Source organism: Acinetobacter sp. IK31 (genome assembly GCF_035615195.1).
GTDB classification, from domain to species: Bacteria; Pseudomonadota; Gammaproteobacteria; order Pseudomonadales; family Moraxellaceae; genus Acinetobacter; species Acinetobacter calcoaceticus_C.
Genome location: NZ_JANBOB010000002.1, coordinates 224,853 through 249,733 on the forward strand (window position 1 = coordinate 224,853; position 24,881 = coordinate 249,733).

General features: G+C 37.9%; 21 protein-coding genes. 4 read left to right on the forward strand and 17 right to left on the reverse strand.

Translation table 11 applies throughout. From position 1 onward, the window contains the following. Positions 1-60: 60 nt before the first annotated feature. Positions 61-3,813, reverse strand: a complete 3,753-nt coding sequence (putA, locus tag MSG66_RS01935; protein ID WP_324651848.1) for a trifunctional transcriptional regulator/proline dehydrogenase/L-glutamate gamma-semialdehyde dehydrogenase — start codon at positions 3,811-3,813, stop codon at positions 61-63. Between the two features lie 125 nt (positions 3,814-3,938). Here putA and MSG66_RS01940 point away from each other — a divergent pair, with 125 nt between their 5' ends. Beyond that, positions 3,939-4,427, forward strand: a complete 489-nt coding sequence (locus MSG66_RS01940) for an Lrp/AsnC ligand binding domain-containing protein (protein ID WP_042896550.1) — start codon at positions 3,939-3,941, stop codon at positions 4,425-4,427. A gap of 34 nt (positions 4,428-4,461) precedes the next feature. On the opposite strand, the gene putP is transcribed toward MSG66_RS01940, so the two are convergent. From putP to MSG66_RS02010, 14 genes are all read right to left on the reverse strand, one after another. Continuing rightward, on the reverse strand, positions 4,462-5,952 hold the full coding sequence (gene putP / locus MSG66_RS01945) for a sodium/proline symporter PutP (RefSeq protein ID WP_133973901.1): 1,491 nt from the start codon (positions 5,950-5,952) through the stop codon (positions 4,462-4,464). 410 nt (positions 5,953-6,362) lie between these two features. Further along, the gene (locus tag MSG66_RS01950) at positions 6,363-7,070 is read right to left on the reverse strand and encodes an SIR2 family NAD-dependent protein deacylase (protein WP_324651851.1); all 708 of its coding nucleotides are present in this window, start codon (positions 7,068-7,070) and stop codon (positions 6,363-6,365) included. A gap of 98 nt (positions 7,071-7,168) precedes the next feature. Beyond that, positions 7,169-7,543, reverse strand: a complete 375-nt coding sequence (gene gcvH, locus MSG66_RS01955) for a glycine cleavage system protein GcvH (RefSeq protein WP_324651853.1) — start codon at positions 7,541-7,543, stop codon at positions 7,169-7,171. 37 nt (positions 7,544-7,580) lie between these two features. Then, positions 7,581-8,606: an AraC family transcriptional regulator gene (locus MSG66_RS01960; protein WP_324651855.1), complete on the reverse strand. Its 1,026-nt coding sequence runs from the start codon at positions 8,604-8,606 to the stop codon at positions 7,581-7,583. 107 nt (positions 8,607-8,713) lie between these two features. Next, a complete protein-coding gene (locus tag MSG66_RS01965; protein WP_202742272.1) occupies positions 8,714-9,154 on the reverse strand; it encodes a MaoC family dehydratase in 441 nt (146 codons plus the stop codon). Beyond that, entirely contained in the window at positions 9,154-11,001 is a 1,848-nt protein-coding gene (locus MSG66_RS01970) for an ABC transporter ATP-binding protein (protein WP_042896542.1), read from the reverse strand. The genes MSG66_RS01965 and MSG66_RS01970 overlap by 1 nt, the downstream gene beginning before the upstream one ends. A 368-nt stretch (positions 11,002-11,369) precedes the next feature. Next, a complete protein-coding gene (locus MSG66_RS01975; RefSeq protein WP_075431380.1) occupies positions 11,370-11,906 on the reverse strand; it encodes a DUF2058 domain-containing protein in 537 nt (178 codons plus the stop codon). Between the two features lie 3 nt (positions 11,907-11,909). Continuing rightward, positions 11,910-12,590 (reverse strand): YoaK family protein, encoded by a 681-nt coding sequence (locus tag MSG66_RS01980; RefSeq protein ID WP_324651859.1) that lies wholly within the window; start codon positions 12,588-12,590, stop codon positions 11,910-11,912. 5 nt (positions 12,591-12,595) lie between these two features. Continuing rightward, positions 12,596-13,798 carry a serine/threonine transporter SstT gene (gene sstT, locus MSG66_RS01985; RefSeq protein ID WP_324651861.1) on the reverse strand — a complete coding sequence of 401 codons (1,203 nt, stop codon included), beginning with the start codon at positions 13,796-13,798 and terminating at the stop codon, positions 12,596-12,598. Positions 13,799-14,209: 411 nt separating this feature from the next. Further along, positions 14,210-14,521 carry an ArsR/SmtB family transcription factor gene (locus tag MSG66_RS01990; protein ID WP_002121379.1) on the reverse strand — a complete coding sequence of 104 codons (312 nt, stop codon included), beginning with the start codon at positions 14,519-14,521 and terminating at the stop codon, positions 14,210-14,212. 467 nt (positions 14,522-14,988) lie between these two features. After that, positions 14,989-15,552: a TetR/AcrR family transcriptional regulator gene (locus MSG66_RS01995; RefSeq protein ID WP_042896539.1), complete on the reverse strand. Its 564-nt coding sequence runs from the start codon at positions 15,550-15,552 to the stop codon at positions 14,989-14,991. A gap of 369 nt (positions 15,553-15,921) precedes the next feature. Further along, positions 15,922-17,085 carry a cupin domain-containing protein gene (locus MSG66_RS02000; RefSeq protein ID WP_324651864.1) on the reverse strand — a complete coding sequence of 388 codons (1,164 nt, stop codon included), beginning with the start codon at positions 17,083-17,085 and terminating at the stop codon, positions 15,922-15,924. Positions 17,086-17,116: 31 nt separating this feature from the next. Then, positions 17,117-17,710, reverse strand: a complete 594-nt coding sequence (locus MSG66_RS02005) for a Maf family protein (RefSeq protein WP_133973887.1) — start codon at positions 17,708-17,710, stop codon at positions 17,117-17,119. Further along, positions 17,710-18,093, reverse strand: coding sequence for a DUF2237 family protein (locus MSG66_RS02010; RefSeq protein WP_003651438.1), 384 nt, complete (start codon positions 18,091-18,093; stop codon positions 17,710-17,712). The genes MSG66_RS02005 and MSG66_RS02010 overlap by 1 nt, the downstream gene beginning before the upstream one ends. Positions 18,094-18,231: 138 nt before the next feature. On the opposite strand from MSG66_RS02010, the gene MSG66_RS02015 reads away from it, so the two are divergent. The 3 genes from MSG66_RS02015 to fba all read left to right on the forward strand — a co-directional run bounded on the left by MSG66_RS02015 (position 18,232) and on the right by fba (position 20,947). Beyond that, positions 18,232-19,419: a phosphoglycerate kinase gene (locus MSG66_RS02015; protein WP_324651867.1), complete on the forward strand. Its 1,188-nt coding sequence runs from the start codon at positions 18,232-18,234 to the stop codon at positions 19,417-19,419. Positions 19,420-19,542: 123 nt separating this feature from the next. Beyond that, positions 19,543-19,788, forward strand: coding sequence for a hypothetical protein (locus tag MSG66_RS02020; protein WP_005041128.1), 246 nt, complete (start codon positions 19,543-19,545; stop codon positions 19,786-19,788). Positions 19,789-19,909: 121 nt separating this feature from the next. Next, positions 19,910-20,947 carry a class II fructose-bisphosphate aldolase gene (gene fba / locus MSG66_RS02025; protein WP_003651441.1) on the forward strand — a complete coding sequence of 346 codons (1,038 nt, stop codon included), beginning with the start codon at positions 19,910-19,912 and terminating at the stop codon, positions 20,945-20,947. A 118-nt stretch (positions 20,948-21,065) separates the two neighbouring features. Here the strand turns inward: fba and MSG66_RS02030 are convergent, their stop codons facing one another. Next, positions 21,066-22,376, reverse strand: coding sequence for a peptidylprolyl isomerase (locus MSG66_RS02030; RefSeq protein WP_324651871.1), 1,311 nt, complete (start codon positions 22,374-22,376; stop codon positions 21,066-21,068). Continuing rightward, positions 22,376-24,814, reverse strand: coding sequence for an LPS-assembly protein LptD (locus MSG66_RS02035; protein ID WP_324651872.1), 2,439 nt, complete (start codon positions 24,812-24,814; stop codon positions 22,376-22,378). The genes MSG66_RS02030 and MSG66_RS02035 overlap by 1 nt, the downstream gene beginning before the upstream one ends. Positions 24,815-24,881: the final 67 nt, after the last annotated feature.

Here is a 24,881-nt window from a genome sequence, read left to right on the forward strand (position 1 = left end):
CTTCAGTATATAAAAAAGCCCAAATACTAAGATTTGGGCTTTTTTTGAAAAAGTTATGCGTTAATCAGTCATTGTCATTAAGCTTGCGTTACCACCAGCCGCAGCTGTATTCACACTAATTGCACGTTCAATTACTAAACGCTCAAGTGGAATATTCTCATTTGGCTCAACATGTGTAATACCTACAATTGCTCCAGAACGAGTAGCCACTTCTTGCTGTAATGAGAAGATTTCTTCACGGTTACCGTGATGTAAAACTGCATCAAAAGCATCTGATGCGATGTTTTTGACCGTAGTAATTGCAGCAAGCACATCTTTTGGTAAAGTTTGTTTATATTTTGCCAAGAGTGGGCTGTTCGGCATTACCGCCGCTTGACTACCAACTGCAAAAATTGCGAGCAATTGATGTAGTTGGTTTTCTTCTGTGTCAGCAATAGAAAGAACTCGATGACGCGGCAAAATAATATATTGGTTACTTTCCCCAGTAGGACCTTGTAACTCATAAAACTTACCAACACCAAATGGTTCAATGTCGCGATTTGCCTGCGGTAAATGCTGTTTCGCCCAATTTTGTAAGCTCTGATAAACCTCACGGTTAAAGCCTTCAAAAGCAGTTTGCTCAGTCTTCATGGCAAATGGTGTTGCCAATACTTTGTTTGAACACTGCTGCATTAAACGATACATGTAAAGCGGACCACCAGCTTTCGGACCTGTACCCGATAAACCTTCACCACCGAATGGTTGAACACCAACAACAGCACCAACAATATTTCGGTTGATATAAAGGTTACCAACTTCCGCATGTCGAATTACTGTTTGGATCGTTTCATCAATACGCGTATGAAGACCCATTGTTAAACCATAACCTTTGGCATTAATTCGCGAGATGAGCTGTTCCAGTTCACCATACTTATAGGTAATGATGTGTAAAACTGGACCAAAGACTTCACGTTGTAAATCATCAAGGTTAGGTAACTCAATTGCTGTTGGTACAACAAAAGTTCCTTTATCTAATTCATTTTTGCTCGTTGCACCAAACATTAGCTGATGTACTGGATAGCCCTTAGACTTCATTTTTTGGATATGCTGATCAATTGTCTGTTTTGCTTCATCATCAATTACAGGACCAATGTCAGTTTTCAAAATAGCAGGGTTACCTACAATCAACTGTTGCATTGCACCTTTAAGCATTTTTACGACGCTTGCAGCACTGTCTTCTTGTACACATAAAATACGTAAAGCAGAGCAACGTTGACCAGCGCTATCAAAAGCTGAACTGACAACATCAAGTACAACTTGTTCAGTTAAAGCTGATGAGTCCACAATCATTGCATTTTGACCACCAGTTTCCGCAATGAGAGGAATGGATTGGCCATTTTCAGATAGGCGTTTTGCAACAGTTTTCTGTAAAATCTTGGCAACTTCAGTTGAGCCAGTAAACATGATGCCATCGATACGATTATCTTGGCTAAGCTGAGCACCAACTGTTTCACCACGACCAGGAAGTAGCTGTACAGCACCATGTGGAATACCAGCTTCCCATAAAATTTGAACTGCTTGAGCCGCGATTAATGGTGTTTGTTCAGCAGGTTTAGCAATAACACAGTTACCACTGCCTAAAGCAGCTGCAATTTGACCCGAGAAAATTGCAAGAGGGAAGTTCCATGGACTAATACAAAGTACAGTACCTAAAGGCTGAATTTTTGTATTTGCAGGAAGGTTCTCAACTTGAGTTGCATAGTAACGTAAGAAATCTACAGCTTCGCGAACTTCAGCAATCGCATTTGCATATGTTTTACCACTTTCACGGCTTAGCAGAACCATAAGTTCTTGCATACGACCTTCCATAAGGTCTGCTGCACGTTTTAAGTAGTGAGCACGCTGATCTTTAGATGTATTTGACCATTCAGATTGAGCTTGCTCAGCTGCATTAAGTGCAATTTCAACATGCTTAAGATCAGCTTCTTGCACATGCCCAACAATTTCATCATTTTGTGCTGGGTTTGTAATTGCAATGGAATGACCTTGCTCTAATGTTTCTGTCGTTGCCAATAATGGATGACTTTGCCAGATACGATTACGGAGTTGTTGAGCTGTATTGTCAAGTGCTGAAAGCGGTTCGTCATTTGCTAAATCATAGCCTTTAGAGTTTTTACGGAGTGATCCATACATGTCTAAAGGTAACGGGATAGATGGGTGTTTTAAACCGACCAAACCTTCAAGTTTAGCTGCGTTGCGAATATCGTAAATTGGAGATTGAATGAGATCTTCAACTTTAAGCGTCTTGTCTGCAATGCGGTTAACAAATGAAGTATTCGCACCATTTTCAAGTAAACGACGAACTAAGTAAGCCAACAAAGTTTCATGGTTACCAACCGGAGCATAAATACGGCATGGCACGCCTAATTTATTTTGCTCACGTGGGCCAACGACTTGTTCATAAAGTGGTTCACCCATACCATGCAAGCATTGGAACTCATATTGACCAGCATAATATTTGCTTGGGTCAGCTAAATGATAGATCGTTGCCAATGTCTGTGCATTATGAGTTGCAAATTGCGGATAGATATAGTCATGTGCAGCAAGTAGCTTTTTAGCACAAGCAATATAAGATAAATCTGTATGTACTTTACGGGTAAAGACAGGGTAGTCATCCATACCATCGATTTGAGCTTTCTTGATTTCGCTATCCCAATACGCGCCTTTCACGAGGCGAATCATGAGACGTTTTTGGCTACGTTTCGCAAGGTCAATAATATAATCAACTACGAAGAAACAGCGTTTTTGATAAGCTTGAATGACAAAACCGATGCCTTTCCAGTCTGCAAGTTCTGGTTCGAAGCAAAGACGCTCAAGCAACTCAAGAGAAATCTCTAAGCGCTCTGATTCTTCGGCATCAATATTCAAGCCAATGTTGTATTGTTTAGCCAAACGCGCTAACTCAAAAACTTTGCCGTAAAGCTCTTGATGAACACGTTCAATTTGCGCACGTTGGTAACGAGGATGTAAAGCAGAAAGCTTAATGGAAATACCTGGGCCATCGTAAACACCTTTACCGTTAGATGCTTTGCCAATTGCATGAATGGCTTGCGTATAATCGTTAAAATAACGTTCAGCATCATGTTCGGTTAAAGCAGCTTCACCCAACATGTCGTAAGAATAGCGGAAACCTTTGTCTTCCAATACTTTTGCATGGTCAACGGCTTCTTCAATGGTTTCACCAGTAACAAACTGTTCGCCCATCATACGCATTGCAACATCGACTGCTTTACGAATAATGCCACGGCCACTACGCGCTAATAAGCCAGTAAGTACACTTGAAAGACTAGTTTGCTTTGGCGTTTCCATGAGTTTGCCAGTCAGCATAAGGCCCCATGCAGCAGCATTTACAAACATTAAGCTGCTTTGGCCAACATGTTCTTTCCAGTTACCTTGATTGATTTTATCTCGAATAAGCAAATCACGTGTTGCTGAGTCTGGAATACGAAGCAAAGCTTCAGCAAGACACATTAACGCCACGCCTTCTTGAGAAGAAAGAGAGAATTCTTGTAATAAACCTTGAACAATTCCAGCTTTACCCGAAGAAGTTTTACGTTCACGTAAATTATGGGCAAGATTAAAAGCAAGATCATAAATTTTATGATCTAAATCGTCAGATACAGCCGCAGCTTGTAATAATTCTTCTACAGCTTCTGGTTCCGCACGTCGCCAAGCTGTATTAATGCGTTGTTCAAACTCACTTTTATCGTTGAATTCGGTGATATAGCCTTGGTGAGATTTATCCATTTGATGAAAAGTATCCATTGTGTTCATATCTGTGTCCGCCAACTAGCTCTCATACTATTTATCTTGAGTAGAGAGGTTTAGATAATTTATCATTACAGAAGAAACACCGAATAACTCACTATATTTAGCCCATTTTTTAGAGGAAAATTCAGATGAATGGCCCATTATTAAGCCTTGATCGCACTGATTTAAAAATTTTGGATATTCTTCAAACAGATGGGCGAATTTCTAACAGTAAATTAGCCGAACTTGTAAACTTATCACCAACCGCTGTTATGGCTCGAGTGCAAAAATTAACGAAAGATGAATTCATCTTGGGATATGAGGCTAAGTTAAATCCTGTCAAATTAAATGCTAATTTTCTGGTGTTTGTTGAGATATTACTGGATAAAACGACACCTAACGTTTTAGATGAGTTTATTGATGCTGTGGTGCACTATCCAGAAATTGTGGAATGCCACATGGTAAGTGGAGGCTTCGATTTTTTAATTAAATTACGAAGTGGAAGTATGGAAGAATTTAGACGTATTGCAGGACAAGTGCTATGGCAGTTACCTGGGGTAAAAGAAACCCGAAGTTACCCAGTGATGCAGGCAGTGAAAGATACTTCAAAAATTAAAATCAAAACTAAAAATAAATAAAGGGGCCGAAGCCCCTTTATTTATTTAGATGGTTTTATACGCTTTCTTTGTAGAGTTCATCTGCTTTTTCAAAGCGTCCAGTTACTGTTGAATTTGGCGCTTTAGTTAAAAGACTAACAACAATGATGCTGATAAATGCAAGGATAAAGCCAGGAATAATTTCGTAAACGCCAGTATCTGCGAAAAGATTTTTCCAGCCAATAACCACAACTGCACCAACGATCATACCCGCTAAAGCACCTTGTAAATTCATACGTTTCCAGAACAATGACAAGATGATAAGGGGGCCAAATGCTGCGCCGAAGCCGGCCCATGCATAAGCAACAAGACCAAGAACCTTACTGTCTGGGTTGCCTGCAAGAAAAATTGCAAGAACTGCAATTGCAAGAACCATGAGACGACCAACCCATACAAGTTCTTTTTGAGATGCATTTTTACGAAGGAAGCCTTTGTATAAATCCTCAGTTAAAGCACTTGAACATACCAAAAGTTGACAGCTTAATGTGCTCATAACAGCAGCTAAAATTGCAGCCAAAATGATACCAACAATCCATGGATTGAATAAAATTTTAGTCAATTCCATAAATACAGTTTCAGGATTTTTACTTACAACTGCTGCTAACTCAGGGTGTTGTTCAAAATAAGCAATACCGAAGAAGCCAGCACCTACAGCACCGATTAAGCATAAAATCATCCATGTCATACCAATACGACGAGCAGCAGGAATAGATTTTACTGAATCAGCCGCCATGAAACGTACAAGGATGTGCGGTTGACCAAAGTAACCGAGACCCCAAGCCATGGAGGATAAAACTGCTACTACACCAAAATCCGAGATGAGATTAAACGCATGCGGACGAGCAGTTTCAATGAGGGTAACGAAATGAGTTGTGTCACCGATCGCAAGGTAGGTCACGATTGGAGTTAACAACAGAGCAAAAATCATCAGGCCAGCTTGAAAAGTATCCGTCCAGCTGATGGCAAGAAAGCCGCCAACACAAACATAACTGATGGTCGCAATAGCACTGAGCCAAATTGCAGTGTTGTAGGACATTCCGAATAAATTTTCAAACAAACGTGCGCCAGCTACCATGCCTGAAGCACAGTAAATTGCGAAGAAAACTAAAATAATAACCGCCGAAAAGATACGAAGTATTTTTTTCTGGTCATCAAAACGGCTAGTAAAATAATCTGGCAGAGTTAATGCATTATTTTGTATTTCAGTATGAACGCGTAATCGACCAGCAACCAGTAGCCAGTTAAGCCAAGCACCGATAATTAGACCAATTGCAATCCACGCTTCCGATAAACCAGAAAGATAAATCGCTCCTGGTAAACCCATGAGTAGCCAGCCACTCATGTCTGATGCGCCTGCGGATAACGCAGTAACGAAACTGCCTAAACTACGACCACCAAGAATATAATCTGAGAAGTCGCTTGTAGCACGGTAGGCAAATAAGCCAATAAGTACCATTGCTAAAATGTACACCATAAACATGATGAGGGTGGGATCAAAATAACTCATGATGGATGTGTGTCCTTATATCCATAATCCGTGATTGTAACCTAATCCAGGTCGCTGTTTTCTTGTACGGCATTCAAGAGGTTGAGATTCAACCACAAAAGAATTTTTTTGCTCTGTTATCTTTACATTGTATTTTTGTATCTTTGTGTAAGTTTATGTAGTTTAGATTACAAACTTAAAAAATATATTATTTATCATTTGTTTATAAATTTTTTAATATTTTATTTTTTAAAATTATTCTAAGAAAAATAAGTTTTATAAAAAATAACTCTATATTTATTTGTAAAAAGGGTGGTGGGCAAAATTTTATTGCCGAAAATTAAAACAAAATTAGAGAATTCGACAAAATTTTATCCAAAAAATAATAATTTTTATTCAAATTAAATTTATTTTGTCCTTAAAAATTGCAGTCATTTGGTTAAATTTTCAAAAAGTTGATGCATTCCTTGAGTGGCTGACAACTTTAACAATTCGTATTGTTGAGGAACACGTACATAATCTGCTTTTGGATCTATATAATAAGCTTTACATTGAGCTGAAATTTCATGCACTAAACCAGCAACCGGATATACGCTTAATGTGGACCCGATTACAATAAAAATATCTGCACTTTGCACTAATTTAATTGCGTCTTCATAAACAGGTACAGCTTCTCCAAACCAAACAACATGTGGGCGAAGGGGGTAGCCATCTGGGCAAATGTCACGATCTAAATCTAATTCCCAACCATTAATGTCATAAAACCGAGTTGTGAATTGTGCATCTGGTCCTGAACTTTTTGATAAACGAATGTTTCCATGCAAATGTAAAACGTTGAGACTTCCCGCACGCTCATGCAAATCATCAATATTTTGGGTAATAACCTGTACGTCAAAATAATCTTGTAGTTTGGCAATATATTGATGAGCTGAATTAGGTTGAGATTCTAAAATATTTTTACGTCGTTCATTATAAAAACGTTGAACTAAAGCAGGGTTCTTCTCCCACGCCTCTGGTGTGGCAACTTGTTGAATATCATAATTTTCCCATAGACCATTACTGTCACGAAAAGTGCTAATTCCACTTTCGGCACTCATACCCGCGCCAGAGAACACAACAAGTTTTGTCATATACGTCACCGAATCAGATAGCTGACTTTAAATTAACTGCATAAACAAAGAAAAAACCAGCTTAAATCTAAACTGGTTTTTATTAAATCTTGAAAAAGATACCTATGTTATAGGCCAGCTTCATATTCTGCATTTGTTAAAAGTTTTTCAACATCTGCAATATTGTCTGGTTTGATTTTATAAATCCAGCCTTTACCATATGGATCGTCATTTACGAAATCAGGATCATCTTCAAGGTCGGTATTTACTTCTACTACAGTGCCTGAAACAGGAGCATGAATGTCCGAAGCAGTTTTCACTGATTCAACAACTCCAGCTTGTTCGCCAGCTGTAACTTGACGACCAACTTCAGGAGTTTCGACGTATACCAAATCGCCCAGTTCATCCTGTGCGTGGTCAGTAATCCCTGTAATAACAAGATCACCTTCAATTTTTATCCACTCATGTGTACGTGCATACTTCAGTTCCGAAGGATGATTCATAGTAACTCCTTAAGCTTGTGTCCAATAGTTTTAAACATTATAAGTATGGGTCTTTACGCCAGTTGCTCGGACTGCGGCCGCTCCAGCGTTTAAAAGCACGGCTAAAATTTGCAACGTCCGAATAGCCAAGTTCGTCTGCAATCTGTTCAAGACTATAATCTGTACGGGAAAGCAGAGATGTTGCGTGCCGATAGCGTACTTCATCAACTAATGTAGAAAATGAAGTTCCTTCTGCTGCCAATTGACGTTTGAGGGTGCGATCCGACATATGTAGGTATTCTGCTACATTTTCAATGCTTAAATAATGTTGTTCCGAGTTACTTAAAATATCGCGAACTCGCATTGCTAAACGACGGCGCTCACCCAAAGCAGAAAGTTCAGATTCACATTGATTAATGGCAACTTGACTGGCGATTGGATCTGAATTAATTAATTTAAGTCCTAAATATTTTTTATCAAAACTTGAAATTAAATGGGGTTGGTTAAAGCGAATCGTACTACTTAACTTACTTCTATATTTCTCGAAACCTTCTGGCTCTGCGAAATCTAAATCTACATCACCAGCTAAATCTTCAATACCAGTCATGGCTTTCGCCATGCTCATAATGCCAATAGTTAGACCTAAAACAATTTCTGTTCGCAAAGGTTCTAGTTCAATATCACATTGTAATTGTAAGGTCGCCTTGGGCCCAAAAGTTGAGAAATATAATTGTAAAAAGGGTAAGCGTAGTTGAATAAAGCGTGCTGCGAGAGCAATTGCTTCGGTAATATCTTTGGCTGTCATAATTGCATAGCCAATAAAACCATGAATTGAAATACGCATTTGAGTACCAAGATGGTAACCCAAAGTAGTTTCACCAGTTAGATTAAGCGCGTGTTTAACCAGTTCATTCGCTACTGGTGTAGAAATACGATAGTCAGGGTCAGCTAGTTGCTCGCTGGTAAGATGAAATGGAGCAAATAATGTTTCATCGTTGTATCCCCAACGTGAAACGACATCTAATAGCAATAGGCCATAGACACCCGGAATACCCTGATCTTGACGAGCTGAGGTAATTTTCATATGCGTTCCATTGCTCTCATCAATTTTTCACATGCATTTCTTACACATCTTGTCATGAAATATAATCTGAGTTTATAAAAACTGTTAGACAATCATATCAACCATTTTTAAACATTTTTTTTAAAGACAACAATTTTTGTTGTTGAAATAAGTAAGACATCCCCATGTTGATTTAAGGCTTGCGTAACGTAACTTACAATACCACGATCTAATTTTGTTTTGGATGGTGTGATTGCTGAAATTTCAGTTTCAACATGAATTCTATCACCCGGTCGGGTGGGGCGTGGCCACCGCAAACTCGATTCTGAACCGATCAAACCGCCATGAATAGGCATGCATTCTGTCCATAAACGCATAGTGATGGCAGAAGTGTGCCAACCACTGGCAGCAATCCCCTGAAAAATAGGATCATGCTTAGCCTGTTCTTCATCTGTGTGAAATGGTTGAGGATCATAAGAATTTGCAAATTTTTTGATTTCATCTAAGGTGATTTCATATTCACGGCTAATGAAACGATCACCAATTTTCAAATCTTCTAAATAAAGCATTAATCTTGACCCTGTAAAACTTTTTGTTCAAACAGGAAGCCGCCTGTTTGACGTTTCCATAATTGTGCATATATTCCATTTTGAGCAATTAACTCTTCATGTGTTCCTTGCTCAGCAATTTTTCCTTCATCAAGAACAATTAAACGGTCCATTTGTGCAATAGTAGATAATCGGTGTGCAATTGCAATAACAGTTTTATCAACCATAAGGTCATTTAAACTTGACTGGATAGCCGCTTCAACTTCCGAATCTAATGCACTAGTGGCTTCATCTAAAATCAGAATAGGGGCATCTTTTAAGAATACGCGTGCAATAGCAATACGCTGTCTTTGACCACCAGAAAGTTTTACACCACGTTCACCTACTTGGGCGTCATATCCATTACGACCTTTTAAATCAACCAACTGAGGTATAAATTCGGTGGCTTTTGCTTTGTTTACAGCATTTTCCATGTCGGCATCAGATGCATCTGGACGCCCATATTTAATATTTTCAGCCACTGAACGATGTAATAAAGAAGTGTCTTGTGTCACTAAGGCAATATTCGCTCTTAGACTATCTTGAGTTACATCTTCAATATTTTGCCCGTCAATTAAAATTGCACCTTGCTTAAGATGATAAAAATGTAAAAGCAACTGAATAAGCGTAGACTTTCCGGCTCCAGAGCGTCCAACAATTCCTATCTTTTCACCTGCTTTAATATGTAAATTGAAATGATCAATCACATTTTTATTGTTATAAGCAAAGCTTACATCTTTAAATACAATCTCGCCTTGGGTAACGTTAAGCGTTTTTGCATCTGGTTTGTCTTGAATATTGATTTTTTTACCTAATGTTTGCATACCATCTTGAATGGTTCCAACATTTTCAAATAACGCGGACATATGCCACATCATAAATTCAGCCATACTATTCAGCTTTAAAATCATGGCAGTAGTCGCTGCAATTACGCCTAATGCTGCTAGACCTTGAGTCCATAGCCAAACTGAAGTACCAATAACGCCAATAAATAAAACGGCGGATAGCATGTTGATACTTATTTCAAAAAGAGTGCCTAAACGCATCTGAGCATAGACTGTTGTCATAAACTCTTTCATTGATGCTTTTGCATATTGGCTCTCACGTCCCGCATGAGCAAACAATTTAACAGTTTGAATGTTGGTATAAGCATCGGTGATACGGCCGGTCATAACTGATCTAGCATCGGCTTGCTGTTGCGAAACTTTACTTAAACGGGGGATAAAGAACCATGCGCTTAATAAAAATAAAGTTAACCAAACCAAAAGTGGTATTAACAAAATTGGTGAAATTGCCCCAAGAACAATACTAATGGTAATAAAGTAAATAGCGACGTAAGCCAACATATCGCCCAAAATAATCCAGAATTCACGGATTGCCAGAGCCGTTTGCATCACTTTTGCAGAAAGTCTTCCAGCGAAGTCGTTATGGAAAAAATCTAAGCTTTGTTTCAATAAAAGATTATGGAAACGCCAACGCAAACGCATTGGAAAAGTACTATATAAAATCTGGTGTTTAACAATAGATTGAATATTTACAAAAAAGATGTTGGTAAATAAAACACCAATTAAAAGGAGTAAATCAGTCGTGTGCTGACTTAAAAAACTTTCAGGATGACTTTTACTTAACCAATCTACGAGTTGTCCAATCTTTGAAAAAAGTAAGGCTTCAAAGCTTGCCGCACCTGCTGTAAAAAGAATAAGTAAGAATAAGTAAGGGCGTAAGCCTTCCGTTGCTTGCCATACAAATGGAAAAAAACGAGTTGGTAAAGGTTCATCCAGACCTTTTGTTGGGTAGGGATCTACAAGTTTTTCAAACCACTTCAGCATGAATTACTACCTTTAAGACAAAAGCCACTTAATTAAGTCTTTGCAATTAAATTTACAAAAAAGTCAGTTAGATCAAGATCACTTAAGTTTTCGATCTTTTGAATATGTGCAAATACACATGAACTGATTATGTTGTACGTCATTCATGAGTACATGACGTAAAATTTGGATACCTGAAGAAATCTTCAAGAATGTCGCGAGGACTTAAAAAATTATGATTTATTATATCGGGATTAATAGATAAAGTGGTGAAGGAATTTATTCTTTAAGTATTTTTTCTTAATATTTTGAACATTTGTTAAATTAATACTTTTTAAACTAATTGGGAAAAGGCCTTTATATTTACATCATAAAGGCCATTGTATGTGTTACCACATTAAATCATCAGGAATAACATAGGCTGCATAAGGATCTTCTTCATCTGTGGTCTGTTCATTGGACTCAGCATTGTTCAATAAAATAAAACCTTTCATCTTCTGATCAATTTTTTCAGCTAATGCTTTAGGTAGGTAAGCATATTGATTTTGATCTTTAGCAATGAGCAAACTGCCTGAAACAAGGGCATTGTATACTTGCTGAGAAATATATACCTTCTTGATCTTACCTTCATCAATAAATTGATAAACACTATCACCATCAGTATTTGAAATTTTATGATGTTTAATCATTTGAATGATTGATGCTTTGAGGGCTTTCTCCTCAAGTTGTTGTTGTTTTTCTAAGTTTAAAGCCTGATCTTTAGCTAACTTTTCTTGTTGAGCTTTTTCAATATTCGCTTTGATTTCAGGCTCATCACTTTGACCGATGCGTTGTTCATGATGAGCTTGTTTTGTTAGTTTTTTTGCTTTTTTATTATCCACTAACCCAGCTTTTAATAACTGTGCTTGTAAGGCATTTTTAACCATGACTTAATCCTTATGTGAAGTTGAAGGGCTATAGAAGTAAACTACCCAGTAAGAAATACTTAAGACTAAGCTTAAAGTTGCTGGCAATAAAAATGCTTGTAACTTTAAATGCGGATGTACTAGCGCGGCGAGAATTCCACCCAGCAGAAAACCTGCAAAAATAAGTAAGTGTAAAACAATACGTCGGTTTTCTACCTGTAAGCCTCTAGCTTTATATCCAAGTGCTAAACCAATATCTGTTAAAACGCCAGATAGATGGGTAGTTCGAATAATGGTTCCTTTATAATGGCTCACCATTGCATTTTGTAGGCCCATTGCTGTACAAGCCCATAATAATCCATAGCGTGGAAAATAAGGAAGTAATAGCCAACAAAGAAAAATGAATAAAGCAACAAGACTCAAAGGTAGGCCATAGCGACGACCTAGTCGAAAATGGCTGCTGCCTAAAATAAAACCACTATAAAATGAACCGCAAACATAACAAATAATTACCAGAAGTAAGAAAATGAGATGTTCTGGTTGCCACTCTACCAAACTCATAGCTAGCATACTAACGTTGCCAGTCATATGTGAAATAGATTGATGCAAAAGGGTAATTAGCCCTAATACATTAATCATTCCGGCATTAAATGCCAGTAAAAAGGCCCCAAGTTGGAACCAGTTTGGTAGACGTTGAAATGGCATTTCGTTTAGGAAGTTTGTTTAGAACGAATATCTACAGCTGCGGTAAATAAAACATCCGTAGAAGAGTTAAGCGCTGTTTCTGTAGAGTCTTGCAATACACTGATAATCATACCAATAGCCACGACTTGCATAGCAATTTCAGTTGAAACACCAAATAAACTACAAGCTACTGGAATCAGAAGTAAAGAACCACCAGCTACACCAGAAGCACCGCATGCTGAAACTGTAGCAACAACTGATAAAATAACCATTGTTGCGAAATCAACATGAATTCCAAGTGTATGTACAGTGGCTAGCGTGAGTACAGTAATTGTCACTGCTGCGCCAGCCATATTTACTGTTGCACCTAATGGAATAGACACACTTGCCGTAGATGGATTAACACCTAAACGCTCTGCTAAATCTAAGTTAACTGGAATGTTGGCTGCTGAGCTTCGTGTGAAGAAAGCAGTAATACCGCTTTCTTTTAAGCATTTAAAAACTAAAGGATATGGATTACCACGGATAGTTAAGCCTACGAGAATAGGGTTGACTATGAGGGCAACAAATAGCATTGTCCCTAGTAATACGACTAATAAGTGTGCATAGCTCTCAAGTGTTGCAAGACCCGCATCAGCAAATGTTACAGCAACTAAACCGAAAATACCGACAGGCGCAAAAGCAATTACTTTATGAATAATAGCACTGACAGCATGTGCAACATCTTGCATCACTTGTTTTGTCGTATCTGAGCTATGGCGCATAGCTAAACCTAGACCAATTGCCCAAGCTAAAATACCGATAAAGTTAGCTTCACTAATGGCTTGAACAGGGTTTGCAATAAAGCTTAAAAGCAAATTTTTTAATATATCTGCGAGACTACCAGGCGCTTGTAAATCATTATGTGAAATCGTATTGAGGAATAAGGTGCTTGGAAAAGATAAACTTGCGATAACAGCACTAAAAGCGGCTAATAGCATTCCTATTACATATAGAAGTAGAACTGGGCGTAAATTTGCACTATGACCTACTTGAAAGTTGGCAATAGAGGAAAGCACCAATACAAAAACTAAAATAGGGGCAACCGATTTTAAGGCTTTAATGAAAAGCTCACCAAATAAACTTAAATAAGGCGTAACGTTCGGAAATAGTAATGCAACGCCTATTCCTAAAATAATGGCGATAATAATCTTAGTGACTAAGCTTAATCGAGAAAAGAATGCAAGCATATAAAGGCCTTATTAACCTAATCATGGCTAAAGGTTGAACAAGCGGAGTATTTTATACGTAAGTGATGTGAATCTTAAGCTTTTTTATACCAGCTAGGGCTTTTTATAAAGGTTGGTAATATTAAATCGTTGTTTTAATTTTATTTATTATTTAACTTTAATTTTTTCTATTGGAGGCTTTGCTTGTTAATTGTTCGTTAAGAAAACGAATTATATCAAAAAGCTGTGAAAGTACCGCGTGAACTACAGAGATATGAATTGATGGAATGGAAAACGGGGTAAATAAGGCTTTGGAAAAGCTACGCGAATTTTCAAAACTTTGTGCTTATCCTAAACTCTAAGCTTTCAAGCTGAAAAATCGCATATTTCAGGAAATTACTAATATTTTTATAAAATTATAATTTAAAGATATTATTTACTTGCACAGTACAGCTGGTGAAGCGTATTTAAAATTGAATGCATATTGTCATCCTTAATAGAATAAAAAATTTGCTTACCATCACGACGAGTTGATACAACATCACTTTTACGTAACATCATAAGCTGTTGTGAAAGAGTGGGCTGTGTAATTTGGGTCTTCTCTTCAATTTGTGAGACATTTAGCTCTTCATAAGCTAAGTGACATAAAATTAATAAACGATCTGTATTAGCCAGAGATTTGAGAATTCCAACGACTGAATCAGCCGCATTTTTCATTTCTTCAATTTGGAGTCCATCTTTCATACTTTATACCTATATCAATATAGCGGGCATAGTATAGATTGATCTTACTGAAATGAATGTAGCAAAACTAATCAATCCAATTGTTTTTGTTGAAAAGCAATATAAGTGGAATTGATAAATAAGTGGTATTTTTAATTAAAAACAGTTGTTTGTATTTCTTTTGTGTCTAAAGTGTTGCATTGTGTTATAAGTTTAATTGTTAAGTATAAGTGAATTGAAACCAACATGAAATAAGTGCTATTTCACTCCGATAAATAGTTAAATCCAATTTATCTTTGAATGAAACATAAAAAATGATTGAGTTTTTATTTTTTAAATATATAATCTGTTTTGTACAGACAGGTCTGTATATTTTGGTTTAGTAAGGTCGAAAAAAACGTCTAATTTTGAACCAAAATGACTTTCAGACGCAGCGTGATAGATAAGAAGAATATTAATATAAGAAGAAGAATGTCACGCTTTATTTTTTAAGCAGCTCTTTCAAAGTCGATTAACTTTTCAACTCGATTCCAATAATCATAAATTTTTATTGAACCATGCTCGACCTGAGCTTGAATGGTCATACCTTCTAATATATTAACGAGTAGTAAAGATAAAGGACCTGGTTCTTTTACATCATATTGGTTAAGAAGATTTTGCATGAGTTGAGTCAACCAAGCTTTATACAAAGTGGCAGGTTGATGTGTTGACGGATATTGTTTTAAAACTTCTTCCAAAGCTTTTTGAAACATACACCCATTAAAATCTTCACTATTAAACCAGTCGGAATACCATAAAAATACTGCTTTAATTCTCGCAAGAGGCTCTAACTCATCATGTTTTGATAAGGCAGAAGTAAGCGAGTTTTGTAAAAGCGTATTCCGTAGAAGTAGGCATTCTTCAATTAATTTTTCTTTCGATGGAAAATGCTTATAGAAAGTCATTTTTGCAACGCCAGATTCATTAATGATGCGATCTACACCTATAGAATTATAGCTATATGAGTTAAAAAGTCTTAATGCGGTGTTAATAATGTCATCTTTCTTCGACATATTTTTTAGCCTCTCACAAATGAATTGCTATTCGCTTGAACTGTGATCTGTATTAATGAGAATCTGGATCTTTAATTTTACAAGGTATTGTTTGTTATTGATAGAAAAAAGATATTATTTTTTTAAACGGTATCGTTTAAATTTTAAGGGAAAAGTACGTAAGAGGTAGCTCATTTTGTTAATAATAAGGCTTTCTATTTTTAATTCTCGTTTCAAAATTTCTAAGCTTAATAATCTTAATTGCGCGCTATTTAAGGATTTGTAGATAAATTTAACGCGTAATAATGGAATATATATTTGAGTTCAGATGCTAGTTTAAAAAGTAGATTTTTCCATTTTCATGAAAAAATCTACTTTTTATTAAGATGTTTACTCTGCAGGGGGTAAAAGCATCAGAATAGATTCATTTAATAAGTGTGCAACGTTTTCTAGTGTTTCATCATTATTAAATTGACTATCGAATGGCAGGTTTTCTCCATTGGCAATTGCTTTTAATTTTTGCCCAAAGGACTCAGCTACAAATAGGGCTTCACCATTTCCCCAAAAGTTTAGCGTCTCATTTTGCTCTGTATAAAGTAGTCGAGAGGCTGGCTCTAACAGAATCTCGTAACCTTCATGTAAAATTTCTTTTAAGTCAGCGGCTTCGATTTCATCCGCTTCTGGAATATTATCCGGATATTTAGGTTCACTCATATAAGACATGATAGCGGCATCAAGTGCTGCTGAATCTTGTAATTGAGCTAAAACTAAATCTTTTAAGTGATTCAGTTCAGTTTCATTAATTTCACCAATTTGACTCATCTGCTTACGTGTGATGTCTAAAACAGGATTTTGCAATAAAGTATTAGCTGAAAATTGATCACTAATACGTTCCATCATCCCAGCAACGTTTGGCATACGAAAGCCAAATGAGAACGTTAGGCAATCATCTTCGGCCACGCCATAATGTGCCATTCCAGGTGGAACATATAGCAAATCACCAGGCGCTAAGACCTCGTCAAATTGCACGTCTATTTCTGGTAAAAGTTTTAATGGTTGATTGGGTACAAATGCAGTGTTTGCATCACACATTTGTCCTAATTGCCAACGTCTGTGTCCATGACCCTGAACTAGAAACACATCATAAAAATCAAAATGTTTTCCAACTGAACCGCCTTTAGATGCATAAGACACCATAATATCATCGCGGCGCCATTGAGGAATAAAAGGAAATTTTTTCCAAAGTTCAGAAAGATCAAAAGAGTAGTGGTCTACAGCTTGTACTAAAAGCGTCCATAGTTTTGGTAGCTTTTGAAAGTCACCCTTGGTTAAAGGTGAAGACTTGACGTGCCATTCATTTGGATTTCTATCTTTTTGACGAATGAGTCGGGCACTTGCATGTTCTTCCAAAGCAAGTTCCTGCACATCTTGGGGTTCTAAAAGACCTACAATTTCGGAAAGCCCATTGCGCACAAGTAAAGGTTTTTTCTGCCAATACTCTGCTAAAAATTGTTCGGCAGTAATACCGCCTAAAACTGCTAAAGGTTCTGTCATGGAAATAACCTATTTGTAAAAATAACTAAAATTAAGGAATTTGGAGATCTAGCTGCCTTAAAATATGGCAAAGTTGAATCATGGGTAAACCCATAAGAGTCGTTTGGTCTTGGCCTGTCATTTTCTCGAACAAACTAATTCCTAAACTTTCACACTTAAAGCTACCAGCACAATGGAGTGGTTGATCTAATGCAATATATCGTTCAATTTCGGCCTGATTTAAGGTTCGGAATTTAACTTGATAGTGTTCAACAAGCGTTTGCTCAAAATTCTTTTCAAGCCATTGCACACTGAGTGCAGTACTAAAAAATACAGTTCGACCAGAATTCTCTGCTAACTGAGCTTGGGCATTTTCAATAGTCATTGGTTTACCAATAAAGTCACTTGGGGTGTGTTCTCGCCATGCGACTTGATCGGAACCAATAACAACTGCATGTGGATTTTGTGCAGCAATCACTTGGGCTTTTGTGAAAGCCAATCTTTTCGCAAGTTCATCTGCATGGGCCTCATCCCGTGGACTTTCATCAATATCTGGACTAACACAGATATAGTCAATCCCTAAGCGATCCATTAAGGCTTTGCGTGTTTGACTGCTTGATGCCAAAATAATTTGTGGCTGTACCATTACACTGCAAATTCCATTAAAACATCTAAAGGCACATAGCTTAATACAGCTTGATGACATGCATGTATTTTGATGGGAGGGGCTTGACCCGCTTGATAAGCTTCTACCCAACGAGTAACACAGATACACCAGAAATCACCAGGCTTTAGACCAGGGAAATCTACTTCTGGTAAAGGGGTAATAAGATCATTACCAATTTTTTGTGAGAAATTTAAGAAATCGGAGGTCATTTGCGCACATACGGTATGCTGACCAAGGTCTGTTACTGCTGTGTGGCAAAAGCCATTTCTAAAATAGCCAGTAATAGGGTCGAAACAACAGCTTGCTAAAGGTTCCCCTAAAACATTTAAACGATTGATTTGTGGATCTGGATGAATAGACATAATGGACGAAATATCAAATGACTATCTCTATCATAATCAAAACTGGGGCTTTCTACAGCTTTTATGCAAAAAAACTAACCTTTTTTGATGTAATCATTTAAAATTGGCGCGTTTTTAAAATCATAAAGAGAGCTTTACATGAATTTTCAGCGCATGACTGACCTTAACTTAACAGGTAAACGTGTTCTTATTCGTGAAGATTTAAACGTTCCTGTCAAAAATGGTGTGATTACTAGCGATGCTCGTTTGCGCGCGGCATTACCAACTATTAAAGCTGCTTTAGAAAAAGGTGCAGCTGTGATGGTGTTTTCGCATCTGGGTCGTCCTGTTGAAGGTGAACCAAAGCCAGAACAATCACTTGCACCAGTAGCTGCTTATTTAACAGAAGTATTGGGCCAAGAAGTTAAATTGTTAACAGACTACCTAGATGGCGTAGAAGTTGAAGCTGGTCAAGTTGTATTGCTTGAGAATGTGCGCTTTAACCATGGTGAAAAGAAAAATAATCCAGACCTTGCTCAAAAATATGCAGCACTATGTGATGTCTTCGTTATGGATGCATTTGGTACTGCTCACCGTGCAGAAGCATCTACTGAAGGTGTAGCTCGTTTTGCTCCTGTTGCAGCAGCTGGTCCTTTATTGGCTGCCGAATTAGATGCATTAGGCCGTGCAATGCAAACTCCTGAAAAGCCTATGGTTGCAATTGTTGCTGGTTCTAAAGTTTCAACTAAACTTGATGTTTTAAACTCACTTTCTACTATTTGTGATCAACTAATTGTTGGTGGCGGTATTGCAAATACATTCTTGGCAGCTGCTGGTTTCAATGTTGGTAAATCATTATACGAAGCTGACTTAGTTGAAACTGCAAAACAAATTGCTGCGAAAGTAAGTGTTCCACTTCCTACAGATGTAGTAGTTGCCGATGCATCACAAATTAATTTTGAAGATTTCTTGGGCTCTTCGGCAGCAGCTGAAGCAGTTGTGAAGAAAGTAGAAGATGTAACATCAAACGATATGATTTTAGATGTTGGTCCGGAAACAGCTAAAGCATTTGCAAATATTTTAACAACATCAAAAACGATTCTTTGGAATGGTCCTGTAGGCGTATTTGAAGTTGATCAATTTGGTGAAGGTACTAAAGCACTTTCTCTTGCAGTTGCACAATCTGCTGGTTTCTCGATCGCTGGTGGTGGAGATACTTTAGCTGCGATTGATAAATATAACGTTGCTGATCAAATTGGTTATATTTCTACAGGTGGTGGTGCTTTCCTTGAGTTTGTTGAAGGAAAAACTTTGCCAGCGGTGGCTGTTTTACTTGAGCGTGCTTAATACTGTTATCTAAAAATAAGAAGGGATTGGGTTACCAGTCCCTTTTTCATGGATAGGTCATAAAACTGTCATATATCTGCAATAAAATAGCGAGCATTAAATCACCAACTGTGGACAATAGTGATGAATTTAAAGCTTACATTTGCTGCTCTGTTAATTGTACCGATGATGTTGACTGCTTGTGCTAAGAAAGACGAAGCATCTCAGGCTGGACAGGAATCGGCAGCTTCTACTGCTGTTTCTGAAAAAGTAACACCTGAGCAACAAGCAGCAATTGATGCGATTGACAAGCCAGTTTTAGATGAAAAGAATACCGATGTGGTTGAAGGTAGTGCACCAAGTGAGGCTGCTGCTTCAGAAACACATTAATTTGTTGTTTTTTGTTAAAAAATCCCTGCATATGCGGGGATTTTTTTTGAAATACTGTGATTTGTTGCTGAATTGAAATAAATGAAAGGGTAGAATAACCCGCACTACCTGGGAGGATATTATGGCACTCATTTCAATGCGCCAGCTCTTGGATCACGCTGCTGAACATAACTACGGCGTACCAGCATTTAACGTAAATAACTTAGAACAAATGCGTGCAATCATGCTTGCCGCGGATGCAACCAATTCACCTGTAATTGTTCAAGCATCAGCTGGAGCTCGCAAATATGCAGGCGCTCCATTCTTACGCCATCTTATTTTGGCTGCAATTGAAGAATGGCCACATATTCCAGTGGTAATGCACCAAGACCATGGTACAAGCCCTGATATCTGTCAGCGTTCAATTCAGCTTGGCTTTAGCTCAGTGATGATGGACGGTTCATTAGGTGTAGATGGTAAAACTCCTACATCTTACGAATACAATGTTGATGTGACTCGTAACGTTGTTGCTTTAGCACATGCATGTGGTGTTTCTGTCGAAGGTGAAATTGGCTGTTTAGGTAGCCTTGAAACTGGGATGGCAGGTGAAGAAGATGGCGTAGGTGCTGAAGGTGTACTTGACCATTCTCAACTTCTAACTTCTGTTGAAGAAGCGACTCAGTTCGTTGCTGATACAAATGTTGATGCACTAGCAATTGCAGTAGGTACTTCACACGGTGCGTATAAGTTTACGCGTCCACCTACAGGCGATATTCTGGCAATTGACCGCATTAAAGAAATTCATGCGGCATTACCAAATACTCACCTTGTAATGCATGGTTCGAGTTCTGTTCCGCAAGAATGGTTAAAGGTAATCAATGAGTTCGGCGGTAATATCGGCGAAACTTATGGTGTACCTGTTGAGCAACTTGTAGAAGCAATCAAACACGGTGTACGTAAAATCAACATTGATACTGATTTACGCTTAGCTTCAACTGGTGCTATTCGTCAGTTTATGGCGGAGAATCCATCTGAGTTTGATCCACGCAAATACTTTGCTAAAACAGTTGATACAATGAAGCAAATTTGTATCGATCGTTATGAAGCATTTGGTACAGCTGGAAATGCTGACAAGATCCGTCCAATTTCTTTAGAGAAAATGGTTGATCGTTATAAATAATTCCCGTTAGGGTTTAATTTATATAAACCGGTTATTTATATAACCGGTTTTTTATTAAGTAAATTTTATTCATAAAAAAACCTGCGATAAACACAGGTTTTAATGAAGGGAAAAAGACTTATTTTTGTAAGTTCTTTTTGTCTAGACTAGGATCTTTGATTTCTACATATGCATTTGCACGCACTTCGCGTAACCAGCTATCGATTTCAGTGTTAAATTGGCGTTCACCTAAAATTTGACGTGCCATACGCTCTTGATATTCGTGAGTCATATCTTTTTCACGTTTTTCAGTTACTTGCAAGATATGCCAACCAAATTGAGTCTGGAATGGTTCGCTGATTTCACCTACAGGAATTTCCTGCATTTTTTTGTCAAATTCAGGCACCATCATGCCCGGAGTTACCCAGCCTAAGCTGCCGCCATCACGTGCCGAACCCGTATCATTTGAATAAGTAGCCGCAAGTGTTGCAAAATCATCACCAGCTTTTAAGCGTTTATAGATGTTATCGATAATTTGCTTGGCATTTTCAATGCTAACCACTTCTGAAGGTTGAATCAGAATGTGGCGAGTTTGAAATTGAGGTACTAATGCTTTTTGCTCATTTTGTTTACGTTCAATAAGCTTTAAAACATGTACACCATCACGTACTGAAATTAAGTCAGTTGTTTGGCCTTCTTGTAATGGAGTAATACGTGCTGCCAATTCGGTGGGAATGTCTGAAAGTGGGCGGAATCCCATGTCAGCACCATCAACTTTTGCATTTGCAGTTGAAAGTTTTTTCAATGCGTTTATATCATTACTTTGCGCAAGTTTTGAACGTACTTCTTGAGCTACAGATTGAACTTCCTGTGGATTATCACCAGTAATACGCATATGTATTACATGTGCTTGGTTTCCTAGAGCAGCCTGTCCCTGAGGTGATTTCAAGAAGTTTTCTACATCTTGATCACTAATTTTAATACGAGACATGACTTGTTGTTGGCGCAAACGGCTAATTGCTAAATCTTCAGCGATTCGACCACGTAAACTCTCGTAAGTCCCTGGTGCCATAGCATCTAACTTTTGCTGGAAGGCTTCTAAGCTTTTAGTTCCAGATTGACTTGCTACTTTTAATACGGCTTCATTTAAGCTTTTTTCATCAGGTTTAATGCCATATTTTTTAACTTGCTCAAGTTGTGCCTGACGCAAGATTAATTGATCTAACACTTGAAATTGTAAATATTGCTGAGGTGGAACTTCTTTTTTTTGTGCTTGTAGTTCGTGAGCGGCTTCAGTCATCCCTTGTTGAAGATCGCTTTTTAAAATTACGCTATTGTCCACAATTGCCACAACTTCATCAGCGGGTTGGGCAAAACTATGCATTGATGAAGAGATTAGGGCAGCAAGGGTAGTTGCTTTAAAAAACTGTTTAAGATGCTTTGTCTTCATTAACGTTGTGTCCAAGATTGATTAATTTTGTTAAAACCTAAAACGCGATTTTCAAGTAAAGACGCGAGTTTATTGTTTAAACCACCTAAACCTTTTAGTGTAATTTCGGCCATAATGGCGCGTTTTTCACTAACATCTGGAGATTTTGGATCATCTAGGTCGTTGTAGTATGAGCGGCCATAGACTGAAATACCCCAGCAACATGATTCATAGTTAACGCCTAATAAAAGTTCACGCGCAACATCGTTATCCATGTCGTATTGTACGTGGCCCATAATACGCCAATTGTCTTTAATTGGTTGTATAAACGATGCAACAACCTGATCGTAAGTATCTTGGCGTCCTGCAATATCTTTGCGATAGAAATAGCCTAAGTTATAAAGATTTCCTTTATCTCCAGTATAATAAACTTGGAAATCGCGCTGAGCGTTATCACCATTAGACATCCATGCTGAGTTGGCTGCGATAGTGAAGTTTTGGTTTAACTGGCTTGTTAAACTTACAACTGGTCCAGTATTACGTTCGGTATCAATCTCATCTTGTGGCTTTAATGTCACACGACGATCTTCAAAATAATAACTTTGACCTACACTTGCACGTAAACGTTCTAAGCCTACTGTGTCAAAGAGGCTATAACTTACGCCAAGTGATAGAAAGTTGTTGTCTTCAAGGCGGTCATGTCCGTAGAAGCGGTAAGGGTTAAATAATTGATCATAACTTACTGATGCTGAAGTTGAGTCAAAGTTTGGATAGCTGTCTTGGTTTTTGTATGGAGCATATGCATAAAATGCTCGAGGAGTAAGTGTTTGTAAATACTTGCCCTCACGTTCAAAATTCAGTCCAGTGTCCAATGTAAATTGAGGTACAACGACTGATTTATTTTCAGAACCGCCATCTAACCCTTGAGATGCGATACTGTCCTTATCATAGAATGTTTGAATAGAACGTACGGAAACTTCAGGTATTAAGAATGCTGCTGGTGTGCGGTAGTTGTAGCGCGTTGCAAACTGGTTGTAGATACGTGTACCACTACTTTCCTGAGCAGAATCATCAGTAATTGATTTCTTGAAGTATGCAGTATCGTTATTGAATTCGTATTGTAAGCCTAATGGATTACCAGTCACATAATTTAATAAGAATTGCGGTAAACGTGCATAAGGTTTATCTGCATCTGCAATTTCTGGATCAAGTGTCTGGAAATCTTCGACTTTAAGCTGAGCTTTTAAACCCGGAATGCCGTGTTGATAGTTGAGTTCCCATGCTCTACGTAAGTTTAGGTCTGTTTTAGAGTTGGGGCTGCTATCTAAATCTGAGAAATAGTCTTTATCTGAAGCATAGTTGTATTCTAGATTGGTTGACCATTGATCATTGATTTCCCAGTTATGTAAAAAATGGAAATCTTTACGATCTTTATCATTGTAGCCTTTGTCTGATGGTAAGAAACCACCCCACATTTCACCGGCACCAAAGCCATCAGTTAAATATCGAAAATCGCCCTTTAACATTGCACCACGGTCTGCTAGATAACGCGGAGTAAGGGTGAGATCATAGTTAGGCGCAAGGTTTAAATAAACTGGAACAGAAAGCTCAACACCACCATCGTTTGAGAAACCAAATTGTGGGTTGAGAATACCAGTGGTACGACGGTCATCAATCGGGAAGTTAAAATAGGGAACTGCTAGAACTGGAACATCTTTAACGTAGAGTTTTGTTCCACGAGTTACACCACGTCCAGTTTCCTGATTCAACTCAATTTTATTAGCCTGAATTTTCCAACCTGGTTTTTGGCCAGGTGGGCAGGTCGTGTACGTTGCATCATTAAGCACCATGACATTTGGAGAAGTTCTTTCGATTTTTCCTGCATGACCATGGGCATGTTGCTGTTCAGAAATATAAAAACTATTGTCTAAATCACCGGTTTGGGTTTTTAAGTTGTAATTAATTTCATCACTTTGTGAAAGTAATCCACCTTGAGCTAATTGTACTCGGCCCTGTGCATGTGCAATGGTTTGAGTTTTATCAATCGTAACTTTATCGGCACGAACTGTGCGCCCTTCCTGATCAATAACGACGTCGCCTTCTAAAACAGAGTCACCGGCAGGATTATAATGTCCATAATTAGCCGTAACGACCGAAGTCGTCTTATCTGCATCTAGGGCTTTGGTCTCTGGGTTAATCGGTGTAACCCATGTACCCTGGCAAAATGCCGAGCTTAAATATTTATTATCACGAAGCTGTGCTTCAGGTGCAGATTTATCAACATAATACTGTTGAAAGAACTCTTGACCCGGGTAGGCTTCTTTGATGTTCGCTTTAAGTTGATTATTGTCTATATTGGAGACAACATCAGCTGACTCAGCATAACTTGATTGTATGGAGCCACATAAGAGCGTAAAAATAGCTGTCGCTAAAGGATTAAATTTAAACTGATGCTTCATTGTCTCATTAACCAAGTATGCTAATTCACAATTAATTATTGTCGCATCATAGAGAAAAAGTTTATAA

Coding starts and splice junctions, on each gene's coding strand:
- MSG66_RS01990 (WP_002121379.1), bottom strand. CDS start 14,521: ATGAAAGATGGACTCCAAATTGAAGAAATGAAAAATGCGGCTGATTCA.
- MSG66_RS02005 (WP_133973887.1), bottom strand. CDS start 17,710: ATGGTACAGCCACAAATTATTTTGGCATCAAGCAGTCAAACACGCAAA.
- MSG66_RS02015 (WP_324651867.1), top strand. CDS start 18,232: ATGAATTTTCAGCGCATGACTGACCTTAACTTAACAGGTAAACGTGTT.
- MSG66_RS01970 (WP_042896542.1), bottom strand. CDS start 11,001: ATGCTGAAGTGGTTTGAAAAACTTGTAGATCCCTACCCAACAAAAGGT.
- MSG66_RS02000 (WP_324651864.1), bottom strand. CDS start 17,085: ATGACAGAACCTTTAGCAGTTTTAGGCGGTATTACTGCCGAACAATTT.
- MSG66_RS01965 (WP_202742272.1), bottom strand. CDS start 9,154: ATGCTTTATTTAGAAGATTTGAAAATTGGTGATCGTTTCATTAGCCGT.
- putP (WP_133973901.1), bottom strand. CDS start 5,952: ATGAGTTATTTTGATCCCACCCTCATCATGTTTATGGTGTACATTTTA.
- MSG66_RS02035 (WP_324651872.1), bottom strand. CDS start 24,814: ATGAAGCATCAGTTTAAATTTAATCCTTTAGCGACAGCTATTTTTACG.
- MSG66_RS01960 (WP_324651855.1), bottom strand. CDS start 8,606: ATGAAAATTACCTCAGCTCGTCAAGATCAGGGTATTCCGGGTGTCTAT.
- sstT (WP_324651861.1), bottom strand. CDS start 13,798: ATGCTTGCATTCTTTTCTCGATTAAGCTTAGTCACTAAGATTATTATC.
- fba (WP_003651441.1), top strand. CDS start 19,910: ATGGCACTCATTTCAATGCGCCAGCTCTTGGATCACGCTGCTGAACAT.
- MSG66_RS01980 (WP_324651859.1), bottom strand. CDS start 12,590: ATGCCATTTCAACGTCTACCAAACTGGTTCCAACTTGGGGCCTTTTTA.
- MSG66_RS01940 (WP_042896550.1), top strand. CDS start 3,939: ATGAATGGCCCATTATTAAGCCTTGATCGCACTGATTTAAAAATTTTG.
- MSG66_RS02030 (WP_324651871.1), bottom strand. CDS start 22,376: ATGAAGACAAAGCATCTTAAACAGTTTTTTAAAGCAACTACCCTTGCT.
- putA (WP_324651848.1), bottom strand. CDS start 3,813: ATGAACACAATGGATACTTTTCATCAAATGGATAAATCTCACCAAGGC.
- MSG66_RS02010 (WP_003651438.1), bottom strand. CDS start 18,093: ATGTCTATTCATCCAGATCCACAAATCAATCGTTTAAATGTTTTAGGG.
- MSG66_RS01975 (WP_075431380.1), bottom strand. CDS start 11,906: ATGGTTAAAAATGCCTTACAAGCACAGTTATTAAAAGCTGGGTTAGTG.
- MSG66_RS02020 (WP_005041128.1), top strand. CDS start 19,543: ATGAATTTAAAGCTTACATTTGCTGCTCTGTTAATTGTACCGATGATG.
- gcvH (WP_324651853.1), bottom strand. CDS start 7,543: ATGAATCATCCTTCGGAACTGAAGTATGCACGTACACATGAGTGGATA.
- MSG66_RS01995 (WP_042896539.1), bottom strand. CDS start 15,552: ATGTCGAAGAAAGATGACATTATTAACACCGCATTAAGACTTTTTAAC.